The organism is Mesorhizobium sanjuanii (assembly GCF_002529485.1).
In the GTDB taxonomy this organism is placed as follows: domain Bacteria; phylum Pseudomonadota; class Alphaproteobacteria; order Rhizobiales; family Rhizobiaceae; genus Mesorhizobium; species Mesorhizobium sanjuanii.
The window spans coordinates 64,305-85,394 of sequence record NZ_NWQG01000049.1; the positions used below are offsets into that span (position 1 = coordinate 64,305).

The following is a 21,090-nucleotide window of genomic DNA, read 5'->3' on the forward strand; positions in this document are numbered from 1 at the left end:
TTTTCGAGAACCGGAGCGGAGCGGACATTTGGGTCCGTGAGCACCGGAAGCGCAGAAAATCGCCGTTTGCAGGCCGGCATCACCTGAATATCAACACAACTTGGGATAGGAACGCCACGAATGGCTGGGCTGGAAGCCGATCGTTTCGCGCGCATGGGCCGTGTCGAGCACGGCGTCATGGCCGGCGATCGGCCGCGATAGCGGGACATCCGGGTAGACCCGGCGCACCAGCGGCTCGGTCTCCTCTTCCATGAACGTGTCGGCGGCGCTGAGCAGGACGCGGAGATGGCCCTCGCCTCCCCATTCCAACGCCTGCAGGAAGCCCTGCCCCGCATCGCGCGCGTCGAGATAGGCCCAGAGATCGCGGGCGCTGTCGGCGGTGGCGCGGCGCGGGCCGACGCCGGCGAAGAAGGTTTCCGGCGTCTGGATCCAGGGCATGCGGATGCTGACGGCCGAAAAAGCGCCGCGGCGCACCACCGCGTCGACGATTTCCTCGCCGAGCCATTTCGACAGCGCGTAAGGATCCTGTGCACCGACAGGATGGTTCATGTCCACCGGCAGATAGGGCGGGCGCACGGTCTTCTCGAAAAAAGGATAACCGAAAACGCTGAAGGACGAGGCGTAGACGAAGCGGCTGGCGCCAGCCATGGCAGCCGCCTCGACGACATTGTAGGCGGTCGCGATATTGGTCTTGAACACCTCGCCGCCGGCCCGTCCGGTCGGGCGCGGAATGGCCGCGACATGGACCACCGCGTCGCAATCGCGCACCAATTGCAGTGCCGATCCCAGATCCGTCAGGTCGGCGCTTGCATGCCGCCATGGTACAGCGTTCGGTGCAACGGCATCGATGCCCAACACATCATGACCGGCTGCGACGAGCGCTGTCGCCACATGGCGGCCGAGCAGACCGCTGGATCCGGTAACGATTGTCCTCATGGCTCAGCCCTCGGCCCGGCAAGTCCGGCGAATTTGAATATCATTGATGGTCATACAAATCGAACACATGATCGTATTCGCTTGTCAATGCCATTTTCGCGGCGGAAATCGGCGCAAGCCCTTGTCGGCGCTGCTTGCGCACATTCGGCAACCGGCTTTGCTTTGAACGGGATTGACTTGGCGTCCCCAACGGTTTTTTGTATGAGTATCAACGATCGACCAAAGGAGCTCGCCATGCCCGTGGACGTCTTTTCCTCACATCGGCACGATGACGCGATGCGCCTTGATCCGCAACGCGCGGCGATTATCGTCATCGACATGGTCAATGAATTCTGCAAGCCCGGCGGCGCGATGGTGCTGCCGGGATATGAGACGCTGGTCGCGCCGCAATTGGCTGTCATCGAGGCCGCGCGCGCCGTTGGTGTCCCGGTGATCTGGGTGCACGATACCCACCGGGCCGGCATGCGCCGCGAGCGCGAATGGGTGAAGCGCACGCCGCATTGTCTGGAAGGCACCTGGGGGCCGGAAATCATCGAGGATCTTGGCGCCCGCGACGATGAAATCCACCTGATCAAGCGGCGCTACTCGGCGTTTTTTCAAACGGATCTCGACCTTACGCTCCAGGACATGCAGGTCGATCAACTGGTCATCTTCGGCGTGGTCACCAATATCTGCGTGCGCTCGACCGTCCATGACGCCTTTTTCCAGGGCTATGAGGTGGTGGTGCCCAGCGATTGCTGTGCGGCGACCGGACCACGCGAGCAGGAAAGTTCGCTTTACGACATAGCGACGCATTTTGGCGTGGTCAGCGATTCGGCAAGCGTCGTCGCGGCCCTTCGCGACGGGGCGTCGCTTCAACCGACTGAAGTCGCGGCTTGAACGTCTTTCCAGCCTGCGGCATCCGAGACAGCGGCGACAGGAGTGCGACGTGAAGACTGAAATCGAATCGCAACCCGAAAGCAGCGCAGCCGCGCCCAAGGGACCGGATGACGGCGCCAAGCCGCTGAGCCGCGAGCAGGTGCTGCAGCGATACGCCAAGACCGGCTACGAACTCGACCGCCATCCGGCGCACGTGATCCGCCGGGCGCATCAGCGCGCGACGCTGCGCTTCCAGCAGGTGATGGCCGGCGAAGACCTTTCGCCAACGCAATTCGCGGCGCTCGCCACGATCCTCAGGCAGGGCGAGGTGTCGCAGAACCATTTGGGACGGCTGACCGCGATGGACCCGTCGACCATCAGCATCGTCGTGCGCAAGCTTCTCAAGAACGGGCTTATCACCCGCAGTGCATCCGATACCGACCAGCGCCTGTCGATGATCGCGCTGACCGACAAGGGAACCAGATACACGCTCGACCGGCTCGAACGCAGCGTCGAAGTCGGGCGGCGGTTTCTGTCGCCGCTTACGCCAGCCGAGCAGGCGACGCTGCTTCGCCTGCTCAACCGCATCAATGACGACGACCCGTCGAACGGCGACGGCGGCAAGTAATCCGCGTCCCAACGACTTCCAGGAATAACAGACGAGGTGCCGATGTCGCCCGACCCGAAACCCAACACGCTTGTCATGCGCAACATCGGCCTGATGCTATCCGGCGATCTCGCCCAGCCGATCCTCGACGCCGACATGATCGTCGTGGTCGACGGCAAGATAACCGCCATCGGCAAGGCCGGCGCGCTTGACGTCGGCGCCGCCGACACCGTGATCGACGCCGGCGGCTCGGCCGTCTCGCCCGGGCTTATCGACAATCACGTCCATCCGGTGGCCGGCGACTGGACGCCAAGGCAAAACCAGATCGGCTGGATGGATTCGACCGTGCATGGCGGCGTCACCACCATCGTCTCGGCGGGAGAGGTCCACACGCCAGGCCGCCCGCGCGATCTGGTCGGGCTGAAGGCATTGGCCATCGCGGCGCAGCGGATCTTCTCCAATTTCCGTCCTAACGGCATGAAGGTCCTGGCCGGCGCGCCGATCCTGGAGCCCGGCCTGACCGAGGAGGATTTCCGCTATTTGGCCGAAGCTGGCGTGACGCTGATCGGCGAAGTCGGCCTCGGCGGCGTCAAGGACGGGCCGACCGGCCGGCAAATGATCGCCTGGGCGCGAAAATACGGCATGACCTCGATGACCCATACCGGTGGGCCGTCCCTGCCCGGCTCCGGCCGCATCGGCGCGGATACCGTGCTTGAGGTCGACGCCGACATAGTCGCCCACGTCAATGGCGGACCGACAGCGCTCCCTGAGGCGGAAATCCGGCAGATCTGCGAGAAGGGTTCGCGGGCGCTGGAAATCGTCCATAACGGCAATCTGCGCACCGGCCTGTTCGTGCTCGACCTCGCCAGGGAGCGCGGCGAGCTTTCGCGCATCGTGCTTGGCACAGACAGCCCGGCCGGATCCGGCGTGCAGCCGCTCGGCATATTGCGGACGCTGACCATGCTGGCCTCGCTGGGTGGCGTCGCGCCGGAAGTGGCATTCTGCTTTGCCAGCGGCAATACAGCGCGCGTGCGCGGGCTGCACGATCGCGGCATGATCGAGGTCGGCCGCGCCGCCGACCTCGTCTTCATGGACCAGGCGATCGGCGGCGCCGGCGATGGGCTGCTCGACAGCGTGGCGCAGGGCAACCTTCCGGGTATCGGAATGGTCGTCATCGACGGCGTGGCGCGAACCGGCCGGAGCCGCAACACTCCGCCGGCAATGCGGGTGCCGGAAGTCGTCACCGTTTGACGACGTCAGGGTGCGCTGAGATTCAGCTGACGCCATCCTTGCCGACGATCTTGTCCTTGGTCAGCCCGCCGACACGTGGATGAGGCCGGCCGGAATCGGTCACGGCGATGGCGACGACGATCTCGTCGGCACGCGGCGCGTCGGGCACGCGAACCTCCATGCCGTCGAAATGGCTGCGCACGCGGGCGGCGTCCTTGTGGCCGAGCGGGATGTCGAGCGGCACGCCGAGGCCGCCCCGCTTTTTCGACGAGGGAATGAGTGCGGCGCCCTTGCCGAGCACATCGCGGAACGGGGCGCCAAGCTTGGGGTGAAGGATGGCGGCGGCATGTTCCAGTTCGCCGTCGGCGCCGACCGCGGCTGCCTTGCCGAAGCTTTCGACCCGGGCGCCGGGAATGCCGAGCGCGGCGACCGCGCGCTTCGGCAAAATCTCGCCCAGCTCCTCGCCGATGTCGCTCAACGCCGACAGGTCCTCGACATAGTCGCCCACATAAGGGTTGCGGATCACGGCAATTGCCGCCGCGCGGCGGGTCGGCGGATCGACGGGACGACCGCCCTCGCTCAGGGTTTCTTCGACGATGGTGATGATCCGGCGGATTTCTACGCTCATCTCAATCCGTCCTCGCCCTTGATGTCGGCGGCGGCAAGGCCGCCCACCCGCGCATGAACGCGCGCACCGGTCGTCATCGCCAGGATGACCGCCATTTCATCCGCGCGCGGCGCGTCGGTGATGCCGACCTCGATCGCATCGAAATGGCTGCGCACATAGGAGGCGTTGATGTGCGTGATCGGAATGTCGATGCGCGTGCCGGGGCCGCCGACCTTCTTGGTCGAGGGCACGATCGCCTTGGCGTTTCCAAGCAGCTCGCGCATCGCGTAGCCGCCCGGATTGTGCCAGAGGGCGCCGTGTTCAAGCTCGCCGGCGGCACCGACAATGGCGCCCTTGCCGTAGCCTTCGATCGCCGAGGCGCCCTCGCCGATGGCATCGATAAGGCGTCGAGCCATATCGAGGCCGAGCGGCTTCAAATCGTCCATGAAGCCGGTGATCTCTTCGACATAACGCCCGGCAAAAGGATTGGCGATGACGGCGACGACCGCGCCGCGCTTGAGCGGGTGCGCCGCAACGGGGCCGCCCTCATGGAATATCTCCTCGACCTGAACCAGAAATTTCCTGACGACCACAGCCGGCATTGTCCGCTCTCTCTTCCCGTCGTTTGCTAACTCGTTAGAGTATCAACAATTATCCCCAGCCACCATTTGTCAAGCTTCGACATCAGGCAAGTGAAAAAAGGCACAACGAAACTGCCTTGCAGAACGATTGACAGCCTGCGGGGCCGCTCATAAACTCATATGACCATCAACGAAAATAGCCGCTGTCTCGGCACTATGCGCGGATGGTCAAGGCGTGGCTTGAAAAGCTGAAAAAAGCTGAAGGGGAATGACATGAAAAGGGCGCTCAAGAGTTTATTCATGGCCGGCACGATGCTTGCCATCTCGTTCGGATCCGCCGCGGCCCAGGACAAAGTGTCCATCGCCGCCATTTCCGGATATTTCGCACAGGGCTTCGGTGTTTCCATCGTCAATGGCCTCAACAAGGCCAAGACCGATTTCGGCATCGACCTCAAACTGGTCGACACCGGCAATCGTGCTCTCGACTACGAAGAGCAGTTCGAGAACCTGGCCAAGGCGAAACAGTACGATCTCATCTTCGTGATGGGCTGGGAACTGGTGGATTCGCTGCAGAAGGTCGCCAAGGAATACCCGGACCAGCGCTTTGTGTTCATCGATGGCGTGCTCGACAATCCCAACATGATCTATGCCAATTTCGCAGAGGAGCAAGGGTCCTTCGTGGCCGGTGCGCTGGCCGGCATGATCGAGGCCAAAGGCAGCGAATTTCCCAAGATTGGTGACGGCAAGGCGATCGGCTTTGTCGGCGGCCGCGACATTCCCGTCATCCGCAACTTCCTCGGCGGCTATGAGCAAGGCGCGAAATATGCCGCTCCGGATGTGAAGGTGAACTCCGTCTTCGCCGGAACCTTCGACGATCCGGCCAAGGGCAGCGAACTTGCCCAGGCGCTTTACGGCCAGGGCGCCGACATCGTCTACAACGTCGCCGGCCCCACGGGCGAAGGCGTCATGCAGGCGAGTGCGGCGGCCGACAAATATTCGATCGGCGTCGATATCGACATGTGCGGCTCGGCCCCCGGGAACGTGCTCGCAAGCATGCTGAAGCGCGGCGATATCGCCGTCTACACGCTGATCAAGGACGAGGTCGAGGGCCGCAAGGTCACCGCCGGCACCCGCACCTTCGACCTCGCCTCGGGCGGCGTCGAAGTGAAGGTCTGCGATGACATTGCCCCGACGATCCCGGCCGACGTGACGACCAAGCTGGACGAGATCAAGAAGGGCATCCTCGACGGCAAGATCGAGATCGCCAAGGCGAAATAGGACAACAACAGCGCATCCTCCCAAGAAAGCGCTACGCTGGTTCGCCGTGGCTTGCCGCGACGGACCAGCGTCCAATCCGTGAGAACCATGGTGTCGAACGCCGGGTCGCCGACCCTTCACATGAAAGCCGAGATGGCCGTCGCATTGACAGGCATCACCAAGCGTTTCGGCGCGTTCGTCGCCAATGACGGCATCGACCTTGCCGTGCGCCGGGGCGAAATCCACGCCATCATCGGCGAGAACGGCGCCGGCAAGACGACGCTGATGAACATCCTGTTCGGGCTGCTGCAGCCCGATGAAGGCTCGATCCGTCTGAACGGCGAGGAAACGGTGGTCACCGACCCGGCCGTCGCCATCAAGGCGGGGCTCGGCATGGTGCATCAGCATTTCAAGCTGGTTCCCTCGCTCTCGGTCGCCGACAACGTCTTTCTCGGCATGGAGATCCGTCGCCATGGGCTGATCGACCACGCCGCGCAGATTGCGCGCACGCGCGAATTGTCGAAGCGGTTCGGGCTGCAGGTCGATCCGACCGAGCGCGTCGGGCTGCTCTCGGTCGGCATAGAACAGCGCATCGAAATCCTGAAGGTGCTGGTGCGCGGCGCGCGCACCATCATCCTCGACGAACCGACCGCGGTGCTGACGCCACAAGAGAGCCGCGAACTGTTCCAGACGCTGCGCAGCTTCGTGGCGGAGGGCATGACGGTGATCTTCATTTCGCACCATCTGGAAGAGGTCATGGAGGTCTCCGACACGGTGACGGTGCTGCGCAACGGCAAGAAGGTGGCGACGCGCCCGACGGCCGAGCTCAACAAGGACGAGTTGGTGCGCATGATGGTCGGCCGCGAGGTCAGCTTCGACCGCCGGCCGCGCACGCCGTCGCGAGGCGATGTCGTGCTCGATGTCAAGGAACTATGGGCGCGCGACGACCGCCGGCTGCCGGCGCTGCGCAATGTCAGCTTCACGGTCCGCTCCGGCGAGGTGGTGGGGATCGCCGGCGTTGCCGGCAACGGACAGACGGAACTGGCAGAGGTGCTTTCGGGCCTCAGACCTGCAAGCCACGGCTCAGCCCGGCTGAAGCGCCGGGATCTTGCTACGCTCTCCCCCAGGGAAATCCGCGAAGCCGGTCTCGCCCATGTTCCGGGCGACCGGATGGTGCGCGGTGTCGACCGCAACGCATCGATAGCGGCAAACATGCTGATGGGCCGGCAGCACCGCGCGCCATGGAGCAGCGGCGGCGTGCTCAACTGGACCGCTATCAGCCAGAATGCCTCAAGGCTGATCAGGGATTTCGATATTCGCGCGCAAGGACCAGGCGATGCCGTGAAGCGGCTTTCGGGCGGCAATATCCAGAAGGTCGTGCTGGCGCGAGAATTTACCAATGACGCCGATTTCCTTTTGATCGACCAGCCGACGCGCGGCGTCGACATCGGCGCGCAGGAGGCCATCCATGACGAGATCATGCGCCAGCGCGCCGCCGGGCGCGCCATCCTCTTGATATCCGTGCAGCTCGACGAACTTGCCGCCCTTGCCGACCGCATCCTGGTGATGTTCAACGGGCGGATCATGGGCGAGGTCGCCGGCGATGGCGCGGACGAAGATCGTATCGGCATGATGATGGCAGGCGTGGCCGCGCCGGAACCCGCCGCGGAGCCGGCATGATCAGGGATCGCTTGCGTGACGTTTCCGGCCAGATCATCGCCATTGCCGTGGCTCTGATCCTGGGTGCGATCATCATTCTCCTGGTCGGCGAAAGCCCCCTGCGTGTCTTGACGACACTGTTGCGCGGCGCCTTCGGCGACCAGGAGAAGATCGCCGGCACCTTGCTGCAGACGACGCCGATCCTGATCTGCGGCGTCGCCGCCTGCATCGGCTTGCGCGGCGGCATGTTCAATGTCGGTATCGAGGGCCAGCTTTTCCTCGGCGGCTTCGCCGCCGCCTGGGTCGGCTTCGCCTTTGCCCTGCCAGCGGGCCTTCACATGCTGGCGGCGCTGGCGCTCGCGGTCGTGGCCGGTGCTGCCTGGGTCGCCATCCCCGCCTATTTCCGCGCCCGCTACAACACCAACGAGGTCGTCTCGACCATCCTGTCGAACTACGTCGCGGTGCTGCTCACCTCCTATTTCACGATCTTCCTGTTCAAGCGGCCAGGTGGCTGGTCGGAGACGCCGCCGATCCTGCCAAGCGCCTATCTGCCGGAACTCTTCAGCTTCTCGCGGTTGAACTGGGGCCTGATCATCGGCCTGGTGCTGGCGCTCGGCGCGGCCCTGATCTTCCGCTACACCAGCTGGGGCTACGGCGTGACGATGGTCGGCTCGGCGCCGAAATTCGCCGAATATGGCGGCGTCAACGTGAAACGGCAGGGTTTTGTCGTCCTGCTCCTTTCGGGCGCCGTCGGCGGCCTGGCCGGCGGCATCGAGACGCTCGGCGTCCATCACCGGTTCATGGAGGGCTTCGCTCCGGGTTTCGGCTTCGACGGATTGATCGCCGCACTGCTCGCCAACGGCTCGCCCGTCGCCACCATCTTTACCGCGCTGTTCTTCGGCGCGCTCCGCAGCGGATCGCTGCTGCTCGAGGTCGATACCAGCGCGTCGCGCGAGATCATCACCGTTATCCAGGCGCTGATCATCCTCAGCGTGTCAGCGCAGGTTCTGGTCAGGCGCCGCGGCGACAGCCAGGCCGGGGAGCGGCGATGGAAATTCTAGACAAGCTCGTCAATGTCGCGCTGATCGCGGCGACGCTGCGGACCACCGCGCCCATTCTTCTGGTCGCGCTCGGAGGCTCGTTCACCACGAAGGCCGGCATCTTCAACATCGGCCTCGAAGGCCAGATGCTTGCCGGCGCCTTCTTCGCCGTCATCGGCTCGATCTGGACGGGTTCGGCACTCGCCGGCGTTGCCTGCGGCGTCGCGGCCGCCCTCGCCTTTGCACTGGTCTTCGCCGTCCTGGTGGTGAGTTTCCGGGCCAATGAAGTGGTCGTCGGGCTGGCGCTCAACATCCTTGCCGGCGGCATGACGATCTCGCTGATGAAGGCGATCTTCGGCACGCGCGGCTCCATCGTCGGCCACGGCATCGTCGGCCTGCCGAAAGTCCAGCTGCCCGGCGCCCGCGCCGTTCTCGGCTCATGGGCGCCGCTGATCTCCGGCTTCACGCCGATCGTCTATGTCGGCTTCATCGCGGTGCCGCTGCTGGTGCTGTTCTACAATCGCACCCGTCTCGGGCTCTATATCCGGGTTGTCGGCGAAAAACCCGAAGCCGCCGAGGCGCTCGGCATTTCGATCACCCGCGTCCGTTACATCGCTTCGCTGCTGTGCGGATTGCTGGCGGGCCTTGCCGGCGCGCATCTGTCGCTCGGCTATATCACCATGTTCACCGAAAACATGTCGTCGGGCCGCGGCTTCATGGCGGTCGCCATCCTGATCTTCTCCAATGGCGATCCGCTGAAGGTGCTGTGGGGTTGCCTGTTGTTCGGCTTCGCGGATGCCTTCTCGCTTCGCCTGCAGACGTTCGGCTACCCATCCTATCTGGTTCTCACCGTCCCCTATGTCGTGGCGCTCACGGCGCTGTTCGCGCTGTCCTATCGCGCGCGACCAAAAATCATCACAGAGACGCTGGCTTCGATGCAGAGATTGCTGTCGACCGACAAGAATATCGAGCAAGGCGGCAAACATCCCTCATGAAGGAACTTTCCATGGAACGCATAATCCTCGACGTGGATTCTGCCGGCGACGACATTCTCGCCGTGCTGTTTGCCGCGGCGAATCCAAACCTGAAGCTTGAGGGCGTGACCACCGTGACCGGTGCGGCCGGCCCGATCGAGCAGGTCACCAATGTCGTCCTCAACACGCTGGCGCTTGCAGGGCGTGACGACATCCCGGTTCACGCCGGCGCGTGGCGGCCGATCGTCGGCAATGCCAAGGCCGATATGGAGGCGCCGGTCCATTTCGAGAAACGGCTCGTCGCTCGCTTCGGCGACCGCCTGAAGAAATTCAATCCGCCCGCACCTGTCCCGTCGCGTCAGGCAACGCCAGGGCACGCCGTCGATTTCATCATCGACACGGTCATGGCCAATCCCGGCGAGATCACGCTGGTGACGACGGGCCCGCTGACCAATGCGGCGATGGCGCTGCTGCAGGAGCCTCGTCTGACCGATGTGCTCAAGCGCCTCCTGGTGCTCGGCGGCAATTTCCAGACGCCCGGCAACATCACGCCGCTGTCGGAATACAACATCTGGGCCGACCCGGAGGCCTCGCGCATCGTGCTGAACGCCGATGTCGACAAGATCCTCGTGCCGCTCGACATCTGCGAGGACAACCGCGTCGCCGCCTCCATGTTGACGCGCGACGACATCGCCGACATGCAGGCGCTCGCCAGGGACAATCCCGTTTTCGACATGATCGCCGACAGCTTCCCGATCTACATCGACATCTGGCGCGAGTTCTTCGACCTGGTCGGGTTCCCGATGGACGACGTGATCACCGTGGCGCTGGCCTTCGATCCCGACCTTGCCATCATGAGCGAGCCGCTGTTCGTCGATGTCGTGCTGGACGGGCGCATCGCGCGCGGGCAGACCGTCGCCCATCGCGGCCGGCAATTGCTGCCCGGCGGCGGGCCGAAGACCACGCGCATCTGCACCGACCTCGACGGCCGGCGCTTCCTCAACATGTTCAAGCAGACTGTCGCGCGGTACGAGCGGGCGGCATGAAGGACGGTACCATGACCACTGCAACGCCCATCCTGTTCGACTGCGACCCCGGTCACGACGATGCCATCGCGCTGGTCATGGCGCACCGCTCGCCGGCCATCAAACTGCTCGGCGTCACCACGACCTGCGGCAATGCCGAGGTCGAGAAGACGACCACCAATGCGCTGCGCATCCTCGAATTCATCGGCGCCGGCGACGTGCCGGTGGCGCAGGGCTGCCACCGTCCGCTGGCGCGGCCCCTGGTGCTCGGCACCGCTGACGGACCGAGCGGTCTCGAAGGCTCGCCCTATCTGCCGCAGGCAACGATCAAGCCGGTCAAGCAGCATGCGGTCGATTTCCTCGCCGATGCGCTGCGCGCTTCGCCCGAACCGATCCTGGTCGTCGCGACCGGACCGCTGACCAATATCGGCCTTTTGATCCTCAAGCATCGCGACGTGCTGCCCAAGATCAAGGAACTGATCTGGATGGGCGGCGTGTTCTACCGCAGGAGCGAGATCATCACGCCGACCGAGTTCAATGCCTTCTGCGACCCGGAGGCGCTGAAGATCGTGCTCGACAGCGGCATACCGATCCTGATGGTCGGCCTCGATGTCACCATGCAGGTGCTGATCGAGGCGCCGCAATATGCCGAACTGGCGACGATCGATACGCCGCTCGGCCGGCTCGTCAACGACTGGCTGCTATTCTACGAGAAGCTGCACCGCAACTCGATGGGCGTCGGCGGGGCCATGCACGATCCTCTCGTCCTGGCGCTGGCGATCGATCCGACGCTGGTGCGCACGCGTCCCGTCCATATCGGCGTCGACCTGTCCGGCAGCTACGCATTCGGCGCGACCGTCGCCGATTTCTGGGGCGAGCGTGGCGAAAAGGAAAATGCCCGCATCGCGCATGAGGTCGATGCGGATCGTTTCTTCAAACTGATGTTCGACCTGCTGCGGGATTAGGCGACACGGCACCTCCTGATCATTGCGTGGATCGCTAAGGGCGGCGCTCCCGGCTTGAAGGTGCGCACATCCGCCGACGGCGCGCGATTTCGGCGCCGTCAGCGGCTTCCTGTGCCTCACCCCAGTGCCCCTGTTCCTTCGGATCAGGAAGGCGTGGATGGATCTTGGGGGATCTTCCACGCTGCAAGACCAACTTTATGTGTGCCGGCGGGCCTGCAAATCGGTGCCATCACCCATTTTTGGGCGGCCGGTTCCCCAGATTTCGCGAACTGCCTAGCTTTCACGGGCTTGCAGTGCGTCTGCTGGCGGCAAAAGCCAGGGCTCACCGCGAAGGCGCAGCAGAATTTCCATCCGGTTTGCCGCGCTGAATTTGCCGAGCACGGCGGAAACCTGGTGCTCGATCGTCCGCGGTGAGCGCGACAGGCGCCGTGCCGCCTCCTTGTTGCCCAAACCTTGGGCAATCATCGTGAGCACCTGTTGTTCCTGCCTCGTCAGGCCTAGCGGATGCTGCCTGGCCACGGTGTACGGCCCACGGCGCTGCTTCGGCAGTTGACCGGCGGCTCCGATGCGCTGCGCCAGCTTTCGCGCCAGCACTGCCGCTGGGCGCGCTTCGAGGCCCTCCAATGTCGTCACGGCGCGACCCAGCGCCGCGCCAGCATCGCTTCCGCGAACCTGCATGAGGGCGAGCGCCGACTCATAGGGAAGGCCCAGGCGGGACCATTCGGCCGACGCCGCCAGCGGGTCGCCACGAAGTTCCAATGCTCGCGGCAAGGGAATGCGGGCGGCCGGCACCGACAGCGATCCCGCCATTCCACAGCGCTGCCACCAGACTGCCAGTTCGCCGATATCCCAGGGACGGAAATTGTCGAGGTCCATTTCGGCGAGGGCCGTCAGCTGCTCGTGGCCGGCGCCGGGCTCCTCGGCAAGCCAGGCGGCCTCGGCCAGCGCCAGGCGAACCGGTATGATGCGTTGAGCCTCGCCGGTCGACAGACCCTCCTGGAGGGCCTGCTCCAGCAGGGCCGCGCCACCGGGCCCACCCAGCCGGACCCGCGCCCTGCCGAGTTCCGTCAGAGCCGGCAGGTGCATCACCATCGGCAGGCGTTCCAGATTCATGACGCCCTGGGCAATCGTCTCGGCCTCGCGAAAGCGGCCCTGCTCGGTACGAAGCTGTGCTTGCCGGCCGAGCAGGTATTGCGCCGCCGAATCGAGGTCGTGCCTGGCGCAATACGCAATCCCTTCCGCGAGCAGCCGTTCGGCCAAGGCGAAGTCCTTGGACACCACCGCTCCTTCGGCGAAGTTCGTATAGGCTCGCGACGCGTGGTCGTGAAACCCGTGTTCGAGTGCCAGCGCGAGGCTTTCCTCCAGCCGTTCGCGACCGCCTGGTCGGTCTGCGAACAGGAGAGAGGTGCCGACATTGTTCAAAGCGTGGACGCGTGTCTCGACTTCGCCCAATTGATCGGCCAGCGCGATCGCGCGCGAGCCCCAATCGATTGCTTCGTCAAAGCGATAATGCAGCATGTGGAGCTGCGAGCGCGTGCTGTAGGCCATCGCCAGTTCCGGCCCAGGCGGCAGAGTCTCCACTTCACGCACCGCCCGATCCGCGTGGTCTTCCGCCCCCTGGCCCTCTCCGCGGCGCCAGTGGAGACGCGACAGCCAGCGCAGGTTGGCCCCGACCTTGTCGATGCGCCCAAGCTCTCGCCAGATCGCAATGGCGCGATGCCGTGCCTCGATGATTTCGTCATAGACGAACTGTGACAGGCCCGCCTCATAGGCCCAGTCTTCCCAAAGCTGGGCTGCCTGCGCCGACGGCGCCTCTGAAACATATCTGAGTGCTGTCGCCAGATGTGAAGCCGCCTCGCGATGCGCGCCCAGACGCGCGGCCTGCCGGGCGGCCCGCGGCGCAAGCTCCAGGACGCGTTCGCCGTTGTCGGCGCCCCCGGCATGGTGCACCCGTCGCCAAAGCAGGGCGCTTGCCTGCGCCGCTGGAAGCTCGGAGAGTACTGCTTCGACTTTCGCATGAAGCGACCGTTGAAGAGACGGAGCGAGGCGGTCGAGGGTGGCCTCCCTGGCAAGCTCATGGCGAAACGTCAGCGCGCCCTGATCGTCGCGCCGCAGCAATCCACGCCCGACGCACCGGTCCACGAGAGCTTCTGTCTCATGCCCGAGAAGTGAGCGGATCAGCCATGGCTCAACGCTGCCCGGCATAATGCTCATGACCTCCAGCACCTCGCGCTCTCCGGGCGTCAGGCGTGAGAGGCGCGCCCAGACCGCGTCGCGTATGGAATCGGGCACGCGCCCCGGTTCGGCCTCACTGCTGGACAGAAGTTCGGTGACGAAGAAGGGATTGCCCTCGGTAATGCGATAGAGTTCGTCGGCGGGGCGGCCGGCCTGCTCGGCCAGCACCGTCACTGCCTGGGAAGACAACGGTTCCAGCGTCAGCCGGCGCACCGAGGCGGACGGAAGGTCGCCAAGCACGTGGGTCAGAGGATGATCGGCACTCATCTCGTCCCTGCGCATGCTGAGCACCAGCATCGTGCGGAGCAGGGAGACGCGGCGACCGAGATATCTCACCAGGTCAAGTGTCGCATTGTCAGCCCAATGCATATCCTCGAAAATAAGCACGGTCGTGCCCTTGGTGTGCTGAAGCGCGCTCAACAATGCCGGAAAAAGCCGCTCCGGCGCCGCGGTCTCCTCGAGCAGAGCCGCCACGCGAGGGTCCAGCAGATGCGCCATGTCCTGAAGAGGACCGAGCGGGCGTGGTGTAAAGAGCGCCTCGCACCAGCCCCACAGCACGCGGCAATTCCCGTCGACCTCCTGCGCGAATTCGCGCAGGAGCGACGTCTTGCCAACGCCCGCCTCGCCGTCCACCAGCACAGTCCCGCCGTGGCCGGCCGCAGCTCTCTCGACCTGGGCCAGCAACGTTCCAAGCGGCCCCTCTCGCTCAAGCAGCATAAGAGCTCACACCTCCACAACCTTGGAAGGTACAGCAGTAAGCCTCGAGTGCAACAACGTCATATCACCTAGGGTGATCGGACTAGCGATCGCATCATGCATATCACTGGCCGCCAGCCGCACTCGGACACTGGTACCGGCGTCGAGGAATATCCCGCCAGTTTCAGACCAAACTGGATGGGAGCTGAGAGGCTCTCGTCGCCATGCGCGGATGACAAGCGAGCGGACCGTTTCTTCGAACTGATGTTCGACCTGCTCCGGGATTAAGCTGGACCCTGCCAGACACCCTCGTGCAATTTCGCGGCCTCTTCGACCAGCATCGGCCCGATGACCTCGACGATACGCTGACCAGCTTCGAAGACCACCCGGCAGGGCAAATCGAGGGTCGGATTTTCCGGATGATTGCCGGTGATTGCCTTCAGCTCACTTTCGCCGAGCCCATAGACGACCCGGCCAATGCCAGTCCAATAGGCAGCGCCCGCGCACATCGCACAGGGTTCGGCTGACGTGTACATGGTGCATTGGCGCAGGAAAGCAGGCTCGTAGCCCTGCGAGGCCCGGGTCATCAGCACGCGCTCGGCATGACCGGTCATGTCGCGGGTCGGGTTGAAAGCGTTCTCCTGCTCCATCAGCACGCTGCCGTCCGGTCCGACCAGGATCGCTCCGAAAGGATGATTGCCGGTTTCCTGAGCCCGGATCGCAACCTTGAAGGCATGGCGAAGAAAATACTCGTGATCAACAGGCATGGTGGCCATCGATTGGTTCTCCCTGTTCGCAGCGCACAAGCTGCGCGATCGGATCACCAATGACAAGATTCAGGATGGCGCCGTGCCGTTCAGGATGTCCTTGACGTTGACAAGCGCATTCCGGACCGCAGCACCTCCGGCGTAGAAGGTAAGTTGAAGGATAGTCTCGATGATCTGTTCGCGTGTTGCGCCTGCGCTGAGCGCGGCTTGCGTGTGCGCCCGCAACTGAGTGACGGTGTGCCCAAGCGTCACGCAGGAGGCGATCACCACCAGCTCCCGGGTGACGATGTCAAGACCCGGACGGGTGGTGATGCCGCCGACCGCCCATTCTATCGACATGTCGGTGAAGTCGGGGCAGAGCCCTTCCATGTCCTGGACGAGGGCCTCGCCGGCTCCGGCGCCGAAAAGCCGTTCGAAATGGGCAAGGCCGCGCCGGCGAAGTTCGGGATTGGAGATCATTCCAGTTTCTCCTTTCAAGACGAATTTGGATGCGATGGGAGCGCCTTCATCAGTTGAGCGAGCACATCCGGCCTGTGTGTTGTGATTGTGATACGGAAGTACGATCTGATAAACATGCCCAGTATTTCGATCTTTCTGAAGCAGCACTTGGCAATAGGGGCAACTGGCAATCATGGACCGCCTGCAGAGCATGGCCATTTTCGTTCGAGCCGTGGAACGCGGCAGCTTTTCAGCCGCGGCCGAGGACTTCCGGCTGACGGGGACGATGGTTGGGATGCATGTGCGGGCGCTTGAGGAGCGGCTTGGCGCACGTCTTCTCAACCGAACCACACGCCGGCAGAGCCTCACCGACGTCGGCAAGCTCTACTACGAGCGTTGCAAGCAGATCCTCGGCGACGTGGCCGATGCCGAGTCCAGCGCTGCCCGCCTTCAGGCTGTTCCGCGCGGCCGTTTGCGGGTGATGACGCCGGTCTCATTCGGCGTTCATGCCCTGGCGCCGGCCTGCGCGGACTATCTTTCGTCGAACCCAGAGGTGGCCATAGACCTGGTCTTGAGCGACCGGCCGATCGACATGGTCGAGGAGGGTTTCGAGATCATGGTTCGGATTGGCGAACTGGCCGATTCCACCATGATCGCCCGGCCGCTGCTGGCCTATCGCTCCATCGTATGCGCCGCGCCCGCCTATCTTGAGAGCCACGGGACTCCCAAGCACCCCAGGGACCTTTCCGAGCATGTCTGCATGGGCTTTGCCCATCCCGTCGCCAGCCGCGAGTGGCGGCTGCAAGGACCGCAAGGCGAGATCAGTGTCCCTGTCTCCCTCGCCTTGACGGTGAACAATGGGGAAGCGTTGCGCAAGGCGGCCTTGAGCGGGCTCGGCATCATCATGCAGCCCGAGATACTGCTTGACGACGATGTCCGGGCCGGCCGCCTGATCCCGCTGCTGCCGGACTTCCTGCCCTTGCCAAAGCCGATGCACGTCCTGACTCTGCCGGACCGGCATCCGCCGCCAAAAATCCGCTCGTTCCTCGATTTCGTCGTCGGCCGGTACGGGCGGCGCTGAGGCCTCTAGCGTCGCTTGCCTGAACTTGGCCTCGCCTTCGCCGCTTCGATCTGGGACGCGGCGAACTGGCGGGCATGCAAGGCGATCGCGCCGCCGTCGGTCCACAGATCCCGCCAGATCGCCAAATCGTGCGACAGCCCTGGCGCCACCACCGCCGATGAGAAGGATTCGAACGTTATCGGCCCGTGATAGCCAATGTCGTCGAGCGCATGGAAGAAACCGGTGAAATCGATATGGCCGGAGCCCAGCAGACCGCGATGGTTCTCGCCGATATGCACATAGCCGAGCCGATCGCCAACCAGATGCAACGGGCGCACCAGGTCGTCCTCCTCGATGTTCATGTGATAGGTGTCGAGGTGGATCATGATGTTGTCGGCGCCGATGTCGTCGGCCAATTCGAGAGCCTGCCTCGCCGTATTGACGACGTTTGTCTCGTAGCGATTGCAGACCTCCAGGCCAAGCACGACATCGACTTCCGAGGCAGCCCTGGCGAGGTCGCGAAGCACGGATACCGCATTGGCGCGGCCGCGGGCGCTTACCGGATAGCCGTATTTGCCAAGCGCACTGTAGAGCGCGCCGGTGAGCACGCGGCCGCCGAGACCCGCCGTCGCATCGAGCGATGCCTTGAGCAACTGCGCGCCGCGTTCCACCACCGCTGTGTCCTCGTTGGACACGTCCGCATCAAAGGCGAGGCCGCGCGAGCAGGCGACCTGGAGCCCTGCATTATGCAGCAAGGTTTTGGCATGAGCGACGTCCAGCCGGTCGAGATCGTGCAGCGACAGTTCGAGAAGGTCGAAACCCGACTCCGAGGTGCGGGCGACAGCGCGTTCGATCGACTGGCGCGACGTGTCGCCAACCCACACCAGAGCATGAACACCCAGTGGATTTGAGACGGTTGTTTTGGTCACGAAGGTGCTCCGTTGGTTGCAGAATTCCAGGCCCGTTGCCCGTCAGGACGCAAGTATGAACCATATGGAAAGAAATTTGACACGTGGAAAGAAATTTGATTGCAAGATGCAACAAATTTCCTTCCCGACACGTGCTTGCTGTGTGTGATCGCAGACGCCGAGCATGCGCCGATCAGCAGGCGAAGGAGCCGCTTCAAGAACCGGAGATGCTCATCAAGCGCTCTTTGGCGTCTTCCGGGAACTGGCGGAGCGGGTTCGCGCCGACATGTTCAGTGCCACGGCGGCGCGAATGAGCGCCTTCAACGCCTCTTCATCGATCGTGTCATCCTCATGAATATCGATGGCGCGCCTGGTGTTGCCTTCGAGGCTGGAGTTGAAGAGGCCCGAGGGGTCCTCCAAGGAAGCCCCCTTGGCGAAGGTCATCTTCACCACATTCTTGTAGGTTTCGCCGGTGCAGATGATTCCGGCATGCGACCACACCGGAACCCCTCTCCACTTCCACTCCTCGACAGCGTCGGGATCGGCCTGCTTGATGAGAAGCCGAATCCGGGCGAGCGTCTCGCCGCGCCAATCACCCAGTTCCCTGATTCTCGCATCTATCAACTGGGAGGGAGAGGCTTCTCCTTCCGTCGAGCCGCTCTTCTTCATGTTGTCCTCGTTTCTTCATTGTTGCTGTCGCTTGCCCTCGGCTCACATCCGTTCGCCGGGCAATTGGCTGGCTTGCTTCACCCAATCAGCGAGCTGGGCTTCGTCGAGCCGGTCGTCCTCGTGGATGTCGAGATAGCGCACTTCCTTCTGCTTGGACTGGCCGGGAGGAACAGGCTGCAGCGACGTGCCGCGGAAGAAAGTCACTTTGACGTATCTCGTGAAGCAATGGATGCCGAGGAACCAGCCTTCCCCCTCGATGCCATAGAGGGGCGAGTTCCATTTGACCGCCTTGTAGACGCCGGGGACAGTGCGGGTGATGAGCGCATCGAGGCGGCGCCCGACGTCGCTTTTCCAGCCCGGCATGGCCGCGATATAGGCCTGCACCGGGGCATCCCCATAGGCCTTCGCGATCTGGGGATTGCCGCCTGAGAGGAGGGCGGGCTTGCCGGCGGCCGGCTGGGCGGCGGTCTCCTTTGCGATTTTCTCCGGCTTCTTCGACGTCCTGGCCATTGTTCACTCCACTGCGCTGGCGCCTCGCCCGCTGCGCCATTTGCCGGCATAGGGCAGCACGAACATGTACAGGCCAGTGAACAGCAACAAGGCGAGCGGCAGCAGCGGCGAGTAGACTATCCAGAGAGGAGGTTCCCCTCTTGCCATGGCGACGAAGTTGGCGATGACGGTCACCGTAAAGGCAATCGACAGCCAGCGGTGGATCTGCCTGACCCAATTGTTCCAATTCAATTCACACCTCCTCTGAAGACAAGCCGAAGTGGCCCGCCTGGCGCGGGCTTTCTTTGCAGTCTGGCAGACCTCAGTCCAACCGCGCCAAGACCTGTTCCAGGTTCGCGAAGAATTTGCGCCAGCCGACCGTCGCGCCCTGGTAATAGGGCCGCTGATCCGCCCGGAAGCCCGACTGCTCCATGCGCAGATGGGTTCCCGTGCTCGTCGGGGTGAGCGTCCAGGTGACGACACTCCTGAGGTCCTTGGTGTCCCAGGTGTAGGACAGCGTTTTGGCCGGCTCGACTGCCTGGACCTGGCAGTCCACGCCGCCCCAGTCCGCGCTAAGATTGAAACGGCTGCCTTCGTCCGGCTTGAAATCGTTCTTCATCATCAGCCACTCCTCGATCAGGTGTGATTGCGTGAGCGCGCGCCAGATCTTTTCCGGCGGATAAGGGATTTCACGCTCGACAACGACGGAACGCGTTTCGGCCGTTGTCTCATTCATTGGTCCATCCTTTTCAGCAAGTCTTCGAGGCGGTCGAACCGGGCTTCCCAAAACCCGGCCATCTCGCTTGTCCAGTCCATCAAGGGGGCAAGCGCGCCGAGCTGCGCGCTATAATGGGTCTGTCGTCCTTCGTGGCGATCGCGCACCAGACCGGCCTGCCTCAGAAGGCCGAGATGTTTCGAGACGGCCGGCTGCGAGATTCCGGCCTGAGCAGTCAGGGCGCCCACGGTCTGCTCTCCCTGGCGGCACAGCCGTTCGAAGATCGCCCGCCGGGTCGGGTCGGCGAGCGTCCTGAAGAGCACATCGTGAGCGTTCGTCATTTGGGATCGATGGTCCTCACCTTACCAGCGCGCCAGCTGGGTGATTTGGACAAGGTTGCCGCAAGTGTCGTTGAGCTGGGCGATGGTCGAGCCGGTCACCTCGGTCGGCGGCATGGTGAACTCGGCGCCGCGCGCCTTGATGCGCTGGTAGTCGCCCTTGACGTCGTCGGTGAAGAACATGACCGCGGGCTGGCCCCGCTGGAATATGGCTTGCTGGTAGGCCTTGGCCGCCGGGTTGTCGTTGAGCGCGAGTTGCAGCTCGGTTCCATCCGGCTCGTCGGGCGAGGCCACGGTCAGCCAGCGATACGGCCCGTTGCTGAAATCGGCCTTCTTGGCAAGGCCGAGCACCTCGGTGTAGACGCGCAGGGCCTTCTCCTGGTTGTCGACATATACGCTGGTCAATTTGAGCTTCATCTTGCACGTTCTCCGTCTGTCACGTTCGCAGTGTGCGCCGCGTCATTTCATAATCAATAACCGAACGGCTATTGATTGACGTATAACCATTGGGATATGCGTTCGTCAAGCGGGAAGGTAGGTTATATCTTCGTCACAGAGGCCATCGGCCCTGTGGGAGGCACCGCCAGGTTCGGCAGGCAACGCGATAGCACCTATTCGTGCACGGCTTCGAAATCGCCTGCCGATGGCAATTGATGCCGAAGTATCGCCAATCACTGTGTCTTGGGCTTCGTCAGCACATTGTCCCACCAATTGTCGGCGATGTGAGGCAACTCGACAGCTGGCTCCCTGCCCAGCAAAAGCGCCAACACGCGCGGTGGCGTGAGCGGCGTTTGCTGCACCCGGCACCCCGTTGCGTTGGCGACGGCGCAGGCGACCGCGGCAGGGGGATTCATGATCGGTACTTCACCGGCGCCTTTCACGCCCAACGGACCAATGGACGGTGCGCCTTCATAGAGGTCGATCTCGACAGGCACGGTGTCGAGCGCCAGCGGCACTCGGTAGGTCTCAAGGCTGTCCTGCCTGATACAACCATCCTCGCCGATCGTATGTTCCTCATGCAATGCGTAGCCCAGCC

Annotated in this window: 23 protein-coding genes and 1 pseudogene; 10 read left to right on the plus strand and 14 right to left on the minus strand. The window is 63.6% G+C overall.

The features are described 5' to 3' along the window. Window positions 1-90 precede the first annotated feature (90 nt). Window positions 91-936 (minus strand): NAD-dependent epimerase/dehydratase family protein, encoded by an 846-nt coding sequence (locus tag CN311_RS09915; RefSeq protein ID WP_097573234.1) that lies wholly within the window; start codon window positions 934-936, stop codon window positions 91-93. 234 nt (window positions 937-1,170) lie between these two features. Here CN311_RS09915 and CN311_RS09920 point away from each other — a divergent pair, with 234 nt between their 5' ends. Genes CN311_RS09920 through CN311_RS09930 form a run of 3 tightly spaced genes read left to right on the plus strand, consistent with a single transcriptional unit; the run spans window position 1,171 to window position 3,652 of the window. Next, entirely contained in the window at window positions 1,171-1,815 is a 645-nt protein-coding gene (locus CN311_RS09920) for a cysteine hydrolase family protein (protein WP_097573272.1), read from the plus strand. Between the two features lie 49 nt (window positions 1,816-1,864). After that, window positions 1,865-2,422, plus strand: a complete 558-nt coding sequence (locus CN311_RS09925; protein WP_097573236.1) for a MarR family winged helix-turn-helix transcriptional regulator — start codon at window positions 1,865-1,867, stop codon at window positions 2,420-2,422. A 42-nt stretch (window positions 2,423-2,464) separates the two neighbouring features. Then, window positions 2,465-3,652 (plus strand): amidohydrolase family protein, encoded by a 1,188-nt coding sequence (locus CN311_RS09930; protein ID WP_097573238.1) that lies wholly within the window; start codon window positions 2,465-2,467, stop codon window positions 3,650-3,652. A 22-nt stretch (window positions 3,653-3,674) separates the two neighbouring features. On the opposite strand, the gene CN311_RS09935 is transcribed toward CN311_RS09930, so the two are convergent. Continuing rightward, window positions 3,675-4,259, minus strand: coding sequence for an amino acid synthesis family protein (locus tag CN311_RS09935; RefSeq protein WP_097573240.1), 585 nt, complete (start codon window positions 4,257-4,259; stop codon window positions 3,675-3,677). Continuing rightward, a complete protein-coding gene (locus CN311_RS09940; protein ID WP_097573242.1) occupies window positions 4,256-4,840 on the minus strand; it encodes an amino acid synthesis family protein in 585 nt (194 codons plus the stop codon). Before CN311_RS09940 ends, CN311_RS09935 begins: the two co-directional genes overlap by 4 nt. A 252-nt stretch (window positions 4,841-5,092) precedes the next feature. Between CN311_RS09940 and CN311_RS09945 the strand changes: the two genes are divergently transcribed. From CN311_RS09945 to CN311_RS09970, 6 genes are all read left to right on the plus strand, one after another. Further along, window positions 5,093-6,097 (plus strand): BMP family lipoprotein, encoded by a 1,005-nt coding sequence (locus CN311_RS09945; RefSeq protein WP_097573244.1) that lies wholly within the window; start codon window positions 5,093-5,095, stop codon window positions 6,095-6,097. 87 nt (window positions 6,098-6,184) lie between these two features. Continuing rightward, the gene (locus tag CN311_RS09950) at window positions 6,185-7,756 is read left to right on the plus strand and encodes an ABC transporter ATP-binding protein (RefSeq protein WP_097573245.1); all 1,572 of its coding nucleotides are present in this window, start codon (window positions 6,185-6,187) and stop codon (window positions 7,754-7,756) included. Further along, on the plus strand, window positions 7,753-8,796 hold the full coding sequence (locus CN311_RS09955) for an ABC transporter permease (RefSeq protein WP_165779648.1): 1,044 nt from the start codon (window positions 7,753-7,755) through the stop codon (window positions 8,794-8,796). The genes CN311_RS09950 and CN311_RS09955 overlap by 4 nt, the downstream gene beginning before the upstream one ends. After that, the gene (locus CN311_RS09960) at window positions 8,784-9,770 is read left to right on the plus strand and encodes an ABC transporter permease (protein ID WP_097573247.1); all 987 of its coding nucleotides are present in this window, start codon (window positions 8,784-8,786) and stop codon (window positions 9,768-9,770) included. Before CN311_RS09955 ends, CN311_RS09960 begins: the two co-directional genes overlap by 13 nt. Before the next feature lie 11 nt (window positions 9,771-9,781). Continuing rightward, window positions 9,782-10,795: a nucleoside hydrolase gene (locus tag CN311_RS09965; protein WP_097573276.1), complete on the plus strand. Its 1,014-nt coding sequence runs from the start codon at window positions 9,782-9,784 to the stop codon at window positions 10,793-10,795. Continuing rightward, complete coding sequence (locus CN311_RS09970) at window positions 10,792-11,739, plus strand: nucleoside hydrolase (protein ID WP_097573249.1); 948 nt, start codon at window positions 10,792-10,794, stop codon at window positions 11,737-11,739. Before CN311_RS09965 ends, CN311_RS09970 begins: the two co-directional genes overlap by 4 nt. Window positions 11,740-12,012: 273 nt before the next feature. Here the strand turns inward: CN311_RS09970 and CN311_RS09975 are convergent, their stop codons facing one another. From CN311_RS09975 to CN311_RS09985, 3 genes are all read right to left on the minus strand, one after another. Beyond that, a complete protein-coding gene (locus tag CN311_RS09975) occupies window positions 12,013-14,691 on the minus strand; it encodes an ATP-binding protein (protein ID WP_097573251.1) in 2,679 nt (892 codons plus the stop codon). Between the two features lie 263 nt (window positions 14,692-14,954). Next, the gene (locus tag CN311_RS09980; protein WP_097573278.1) at window positions 14,955-15,437 is read right to left on the minus strand and encodes a nucleoside deaminase; all 483 of its coding nucleotides are present in this window, start codon (window positions 15,435-15,437) and stop codon (window positions 14,955-14,957) included. A 69-nt stretch (window positions 15,438-15,506) separates the two neighbouring features. Further along, window positions 15,507-15,896, minus strand: a complete 390-nt coding sequence (locus tag CN311_RS09985) for a carboxymuconolactone decarboxylase family protein (protein ID WP_097573253.1) — start codon at window positions 15,894-15,896, stop codon at window positions 15,507-15,509. Window positions 15,897-16,086: 190 nt separating this feature from the next. Here CN311_RS09985 and CN311_RS09990 point away from each other — a divergent pair, with 190 nt between their 5' ends. Further along, window positions 16,087-16,956, plus strand: a complete 870-nt coding sequence (locus tag CN311_RS09990) for a LysR family transcriptional regulator (protein ID WP_245440794.1) — start codon at window positions 16,087-16,089, stop codon at window positions 16,954-16,956. A gap of 5 nt (window positions 16,957-16,961) precedes the next feature. On the opposite strand, the gene CN311_RS09995 is transcribed toward CN311_RS09990, so the two are convergent. The 8 genes and pseudogenes from CN311_RS09995 to CN311_RS10030 all read right to left on the minus strand — a co-directional run. Then, window positions 16,962-17,864 (minus strand): sugar phosphate isomerase/epimerase family protein, encoded by a 903-nt coding sequence (locus CN311_RS09995; RefSeq protein ID WP_097573257.1) that lies wholly within the window; start codon window positions 17,862-17,864, stop codon window positions 16,962-16,964. A 213-nt stretch (window positions 17,865-18,077) separates the two neighbouring features. Further along, window positions 18,078-18,512 carry a DUF1801 domain-containing protein gene (locus CN311_RS10000; protein ID WP_097573259.1) on the minus strand — a complete coding sequence of 145 codons (435 nt, stop codon included), beginning with the start codon at window positions 18,510-18,512 and terminating at the stop codon, window positions 18,078-18,080. A gap of 42 nt (window positions 18,513-18,554) precedes the next feature. Next, window positions 18,555-19,022 (minus strand): DUF1801 domain-containing protein, encoded by a 468-nt coding sequence (locus CN311_RS10005; RefSeq protein ID WP_097573260.1) that lies wholly within the window; start codon window positions 19,020-19,022, stop codon window positions 18,555-18,557. 3 nt (window positions 19,023-19,025) lie between these two features. Next, window positions 19,026-19,253 (minus strand): hypothetical protein, encoded by a 228-nt coding sequence (locus tag CN311_RS10010; RefSeq protein WP_097573262.1) that lies wholly within the window; start codon window positions 19,251-19,253, stop codon window positions 19,026-19,028. Window positions 19,254-19,323: 70 nt separating this feature from the next. Continuing rightward, window positions 19,324-19,737 (minus strand): SRPBCC family protein, encoded by a 414-nt coding sequence (locus CN311_RS10015; protein ID WP_097573264.1) that lies wholly within the window; start codon window positions 19,735-19,737, stop codon window positions 19,324-19,326. After that, the gene (locus CN311_RS10020) at window positions 19,734-20,057 is read right to left on the minus strand and encodes an ArsR/SmtB family transcription factor (protein WP_097573266.1); all 324 of its coding nucleotides are present in this window, start codon (window positions 20,055-20,057) and stop codon (window positions 19,734-19,736) included. Before CN311_RS10020 ends, CN311_RS10015 begins: the two co-directional genes overlap by 4 nt. A 21-nt stretch (window positions 20,058-20,078) precedes the next feature. Continuing rightward, window positions 20,079-20,471 (minus strand): VOC family protein, encoded by a 393-nt coding sequence (locus CN311_RS10025; protein WP_097573268.1) that lies wholly within the window; start codon window positions 20,469-20,471, stop codon window positions 20,079-20,081. Between the two features lie 254 nt (window positions 20,472-20,725). Next, window positions 20,726-21,090, minus strand: a pseudogene (locus tag CN311_RS10030) (xanthine dehydrogenase family protein molybdopterin-binding subunit); the annotation flags it as partial.